This is a genomic window from Streptomyces sp. NPDC001219, assembly GCF_053597915.1.
This window is the reverse complement of record NZ_JBSFJF010000141.1, coordinates 1-5,431: the sequence shown is the minus strand read 5'-3', so window position 1 is coordinate 5,431 and position 5,431 is coordinate 1. Positions and strand designations below refer to the sequence as shown.

General features: G+C 69.1%; 5 protein-coding genes. 3 read left to right on the top strand and 2 right to left on the bottom strand.

Annotation, left to right across the window (positions count from 1 at the left end; all coding sequences use genetic code 11):
- Window positions 1–226: 226 nt before the first annotated feature.
- Window positions 227–1,060, bottom strand: a complete 834-nt coding sequence (locus ACWC9R_RS36760) for a PIG-L family deacetylase (protein WP_450738197.1) — start codon at window positions 1,058–1,060, stop codon at window positions 227–229.
- A 560-nt stretch (window positions 1,061–1,620) separates the two neighbouring features.
- Between ACWC9R_RS36760 and ACWC9R_RS36755 the strand changes: the two genes are divergently transcribed.
- The 3 genes from ACWC9R_RS36755 to ACWC9R_RS36745 all read left to right on the top strand — a co-directional run bounded on the left by ACWC9R_RS36755 (window position 1,621) and on the right by ACWC9R_RS36745 (window position 3,231).
- Window positions 1,621–1,872 (top strand): hypothetical protein, encoded by a 252-nt coding sequence (locus ACWC9R_RS36755; protein ID WP_450738195.1) that lies wholly within the window; start codon window positions 1,621–1,623, stop codon window positions 1,870–1,872.
- Window positions 1,873–2,163: 291 nt separating this feature from the next.
- Window positions 2,164–2,739 carry a replication-relaxation family protein gene (locus tag ACWC9R_RS36750; protein ID WP_450738194.1) on the top strand — a complete coding sequence of 192 codons (576 nt, stop codon included), beginning with the start codon at window positions 2,164–2,166 and terminating at the stop codon, window positions 2,737–2,739.
- A 60-nt stretch (window positions 2,740–2,799) separates the two neighbouring features.
- Window positions 2,800–3,231: a hypothetical protein gene (locus ACWC9R_RS36745; RefSeq protein ID WP_450738192.1), complete on the top strand. Its 432-nt coding sequence runs from the start codon at window positions 2,800–2,802 to the stop codon at window positions 3,229–3,231.
- Between the two features lie 345 nt (window positions 3,232–3,576).
- On the opposite strand, the gene ACWC9R_RS36740 is transcribed toward ACWC9R_RS36745, so the two are convergent.
- Complete coding sequence (locus ACWC9R_RS36740) at window positions 3,577–5,283, bottom strand: hypothetical protein (RefSeq protein WP_450738199.1); 1,707 nt, start codon at window positions 5,281–5,283, stop codon at window positions 3,577–3,579.
- Between the last annotated feature and the right edge of the window lie 148 nt (window positions 5,284–5,431).

Below are 5,431 nucleotides of genomic sequence, written 5' to 3'. Positions count from 1 at the left end.
GGTCCGGAAGCAACGGCTCGATCCGCGCCCACTGCGCATCTGTTAACGGCACACCCAGACCAACGACCAGCTGATCCAAACGAAACTGCCTAGGCCGGGGGCCACGTGCGGTGTCAGGTGGTCGCGGGCTGCCGGAGCGAACCCGCGCGGACCTGCTCCGGGTGTGTGACGCGCTCGTTCGTGGTGTGCGGCTGGTGACTTTCCCGGTCCCCGGTCGGACGGCCGGTCAGCGCAGTCCGGCGAAGAGGTCGTTCTCGGGTACGGTTCCGCCGGTGGTGTCCTGGACACGTACGAAGGTCTCCGTGCCCATCAGCTCGGCGAACTTCTCCTTGCCCATCTTGAGGAAGAAGATGTTCTCGCCCTGACTGGCGTGTGCGGCCAGGGCGTCGAACTTCTGACCGCTGAATGCGGTGGTGTCCACCCACGTGGTGATCTCATCGTCGGGGAGGCCGATCTCGGCCATCGCGGCGGCCTCGGCAGGATCAGGCTCCGGCATGTCCTCATGGAACTCACGCATGATCTCCCCGAACCGCTGCATCATCGAGCGGGGCATCGTCGTCCAGTACACCTTCGGTGTCAGCGTGGTCATCTCCAGCGCCGCCATCGTGATGCGGTGGGCCTGGATGTGGTCGGGGTGGCCGTAGAAGCCGTTCTCGTCATAGGTGACGACCACGTCGGGCCGGTAGTGCCGCATGAGTTGTGCGAGTCGGGCGGCGCCTTCCTCCACGGGCGTCTGCCAGAAGCTTCCAGGGGCGTCGTTGCTCGGCCAGCCCATCATCCCGGAGTCGGCGTAGTCCAGCGTTTCCAGGTGGCTGATCTTGAGGGCTTCGCAGCTCGCTTCCAGTTCTTGACGGCGCATCAGGGCGACGGCCGCCGGATCGTGTTCGGGGTCGCCCGGCTTGGTGCCCCCGGGCCCGTCACCGCCACCGCCATCGGTACAGGTCACGAGAACCGTGCGGATGCCCTCCGCCGCGTACCGTGCGAGGACCCCTCCGGTTCCGGTGGCCTCGTCGTCGGGGTGGGCGTGCACTGCCATGAGCGTCAAGGGCCGGTCAGTCATGAACAAGTCCTCCTGCGGAAAGGCATCCTGGTCTGAGTGCGCGGCGGGCGTACCGCGATCCCGAGGGCCGGATTCTGTCGGGCGATGACCTTGTTCTCACCGTGCGACGCCGGTCCCTCGGTCGATGCAACAGCGCCGGCAGGACGGCGATTCCCACAGGCCGGCGATTCCCACAGACTCCAGCCGCGGGCCTGGGGCGCAGGAAGCGGCCGCTGCGTGCCGCCTGAGTACCCGCCCGCACTCCTCCTGGTCGGGCATGCCCGGTGGCAAGCCCTGGTGTTGAAGACGCCAAGGACTGCCTGCCGGGCGTGCCTCCTGCTGTGCGTCCTCTGGTTTCCCCTGCCAACCCCTACGCCGTCCTCTCCGGCGAAAGAGGCTGAAGCCACAGTTCAGAGGCCTTGGTCAAGGGCTGCCCGCACTTCGACAACCTTCCTTCCTCTCTCTTCTCAGCGGGAGGTGTTAGTGAGTTGAGGGTGGGTGTCGGGTTCCGGGCCGGGCTCGTGGCCGCATGGCCGAGCGGACGCACCGGCGCGTGACCGGCGCGGGAGAGAGGTGGGGCAGTGGGCGGGACGAAGCGCCGGCCATACGGGTCGACGGCCAGGACGCGGCAGATGGTCCTCGCGGTGCTGGGTGTGGTGAAGGTGGCGACCGCCGAGCAGACCCGGCAGCTGATGTGTCCCGGCACGGCCGGCGCGCGGACCGTCCGCAACGGCTGTCTCGGCCTCGGCCGCGATGGCCTGGTGGAGTCGCTCGGCTCGGCCGGCTGCACCAACGACAACGGCAACCTGGTTCCGAGAAGCTGTGGAACCTGACCGGCCCCGGGCTGGAGGCCGCGCCGCGGTGCTGGATAGGCCGGTGCGGGAGATGGGCGGCACCGCCCGCGGTGCCGCGCGTTCGGGGGCGAAGCACGCGGTGAAGGTCACCGACACCTCGCCGCTTTCCTCCAGACCCCGCCCGAGCCGACCGTCCCGTGCCCGCAGACAGCCCAGCCCGTCCCCACGCCGCGCTGCGGCGCCCCGGTCGGCAATGCACCGGCACCGTCTCCGAGACCGTCCAGGAACGACCGCGGGCCTGGGGCGGATCGGCTCCTGGCGACGGAGGCGGTGCTCCCGGTCTCCGGCACGCTCACCACCCCCGGCAGGAACAGCCCCCGCGCCGACGCGGCCCTCACCGCCCCGGAGGGGGTGCCGGTGATGTTCGTGGAGGTCGACAATGGCACCGAGAATCCCCTCGTCCTGGCTCACAAGGCCGGCCGCTACCGGGAGTTCTTCCGCCGCACCGTCAAGCCGCCAGCCCCTCACCGAACCCCCGAGCGCAGACAGGGAAGCCGGTGCCGATGTGGGAGACCTGGTACGGCCCGCTGGGGCGGGAGGGGTATCCGACGACGGCCTCAGCTATGGCCGTTTCCGCGCCGACCCTGCGCACTGGGTCACGGTTCGCCCGCCGGAGATCGGCCGACACTGGGAAAAGCACGGAACGTGGCTGCGCCCGCCGATCCTGATCGACCGCCGACTCCTGGCCCCGTCAGACAGCGGGCTGCAGGTCGTCGAGGGCAGAACACGCGTCGGTGTCCTACGCGGCCGCCTGCGCGAGGAACTGCACGTCGCGTCCAACCATCAAGCCTGGGTCGGACACCCTACGACAGCACCAGGAACCGAAAACAGGCCGAACACGGCTGACCGCGCCTGCTGACAAGGCTGACCTGCGAGGCTGGCAGATCACCGACTTATGGAGGACTCATGATTCCGGCGACTGTGCCCACCGAAGCCATTTTCGACTGCGGTCGCCGGCCCGATAAGTCTCTCCCCGTGCATGCCTGGAACGACGACGGCGAGCCATTGGTGCTGTGGCGTAATGAGCTGCGACGAGCACAGAGCATCGAGGGCTTCAAGGAAGTCCGAGAGCGTCGCCGGATCGTGGGTGTCGTTCCGGGCGGGGGCTGGATGACGGAGTGGCAGGACCCGACCGAGGGAACCTCGTTTGCTGACCCGGTGGTGGCCTGGGCGGTCTACTCCGACGGAGACGCCAGAGCTATCGACACCGACGCCGACGGCGAGGCTGTGCTGCTGTCTCCGATCGCCAAGGACCGGCGAACCTACCACCCGGGCCAGATCCCGGAAACGTCGCTACCCGGCGAGCAAGCGCCGGGTGCAGCGGCAGAAGGCAGGTGAAGCGCGTTCGCAGATGACCAGGCTCTCGGGCTGGCCGATCAGCATGTAGCGACCGCACGCTGCCCGGCCGTACGCGCGCAGCATCTCCGCCAGGCGGCCGCGGTGGTGCTGGGCGAACTCCGTCTGCAGGCCCACCGACCAACGGCTCAGACCGGTATGGGCCTGCCACGTCGCCCCGCACACTGCTGCCACTACGTTCGCCGTGCGGCCCGGTCACGACCACGGACTGCGGCGCACCACCCCGGACAGAGGTGCGCCGCAGCCGAGCTCCTCAAGGAAGTACTCCTGGCCGAGGCGGAGAAGAAGTCGCGCCACCCGGCAGCGAGATGCGCAGCGGTATACCCGTCAAGCGCAGAGTGATGGCTCTAGCAGCTCCGGTTTCAGGTCCCTCCAGTGGTTGGTGAGGCTGCGGGCGCAGATGTCCGCTGCGGCCCGGCCCGCGTCGATGTCCCACAGCCGCGCCGAACCGTCGTCGCTTGCGGTCACGATGCTGCTGCCGTCTGGGCTGAATCCCACGTACTCCAGCCAGTTTTTGTGGCCGCTGAGGACGGCGGTGGTCCGCCGCTCGGTCACGTCCCAGAGGCGGACGGTGTTGTCGAAGCTGGCGCTGGCCAGGGTCTGCCCGTCCGGGCTGAAGGCGACCGATTCAATGTTGTTGGAGTGGCCCTCCAGGGTGCCGACCGGTTGCCGGGACGCCACGTCCCACAGGCGCACCACGAGGCCCGCTCCTGCGGTGGCGAGCGTCTTGCCGTCTGGTGAAAACGCGATCGTGAACAGAGCGGGGGCACGGCCGGAGAAGGTGGCCACGGGATGCTGCTTGGCGATGTCCCACAGTTGCACCGTGCTGCGGGTTCCGTAGTCGCTGCCGTTGTACGTGGCAGCCAGCGTCCGGCCGTCGGGCGAGTAAGCGAGGCCCAACAGCCCCCCGGTCTTCCCCCTCAGCACGCCCTTCGTCCGGTGGGTCGCGATGTCCCACAGCCGCACCGTACGGTCGTCGGACGCCGTGGCGAGCGTCTTCCCGTCCGGCGAGAAGGCCGCAGTCGCGTGCCCCTTGAACGTGGCCACCGCGCGGCCAGTGGCCACGTCCCAAAGCCGCACGGTGCCGTCGCGCTGCACGGAGGCGAGCGTCCGCCCGCCAGGGGAGAACACGAGACGCCAGGTGAGCTCGGCGGAGCTGGCGAGGGTGCGCAGCGGTCGTGGGTTTTTGGCGGACCAGAGGCGCAGTGTGCGGCCGGCGGTGGCGATCACCCGCCCGTCGGGGGAGAAGGCAACCGAGCTCACCGCCTCCCGGCGACCGCCGAAGACGGCAGCTGTGTGGCGGGAACGGGTGCCCCACAACCGCACCGCTCCCTCGTCTGCGCTGTCGGCGGTGATCAGGGTGCGGCCATCCGGGGAGAAACCAAGCGCGCTCGCCCCGCGGACGTGCGCGCTGATGACGGCGGTACGGCGGCGGGCCTTCACATCCCAGAGCCGTACGTGGTCATCGCCGCCGGTGGCCAGGGTGCGGCCGTCCGGGGAGAACGCCAGCGCCGCGGTTCCATCGAAGCCGGTGAGGGTGGCGGAAGTGCGGCGAGTGCCGACGTCCCAGAGCCGTACGGTGCGGTCGTTGCTCGAGCTGGCGAGAGTGCGTCCGTCAGGTGTGAAGGCAAGGGCGTTGACGGGGTCGGTGTGGCCGCGGAGGACGGCCGTGGTCCGCCGCTTGGCCACATCCCACAGGCGGACGGTGTTGTCACCGCTGGCGCTGGCCAGCGTGCGGCCGTCGTGCGAGAGGGCCACCGCTATGACATAGGCAGAGTGCCCGACAAGGTCGGTCACCCTGTGCCCGGACCGTGCGTCCCACAGGCTGACTGCCGCGCCGGTAGCCGCTGCCACGGTGTGGCCGTCCGCGGAGAATGCCACTGACCTCACCCAGTTCGTGGGGCCCGAGAGGATCGCGGTGGTGCGCTGGGTGCGCAGATTCCACAGCCGCACGGTTCGGTCGTCACTGCCGCTGGCCAGGGTTCTGCCGTCGCGGCTGAAGGCGAGCGAGGACACCCCGAGGGTGTGGCCGATGAGTGTGCCGCGCAGCAGGTGGGTGCGCGCGTCCCACAGCTTGATCGTCCGGTCTGTCGATCCTCCCTCTAGTTGCGATATGCAGATGGCTATGACATGCAGTGTTGAGAGTTCATGTAGGAAATCTTGGTCCTACTGTTGACCTGGG

Bases quoted from the DNA above. Each gene is read 5' to 3' on its own strand.
- ACWC9R_RS36760 (WP_450738197.1), bottom strand. From the start codon at position 1,060: ATGACTGACCGGCCCTTGACGCTCATGGCAGTGCACGCCCACCCCGAC.
- ACWC9R_RS36745 (WP_450738192.1), top strand. From the start codon at position 2,800: ATGATTCCGGCGACTGTGCCCACCGAAGCCATTTTCGACTGCGGTCGC.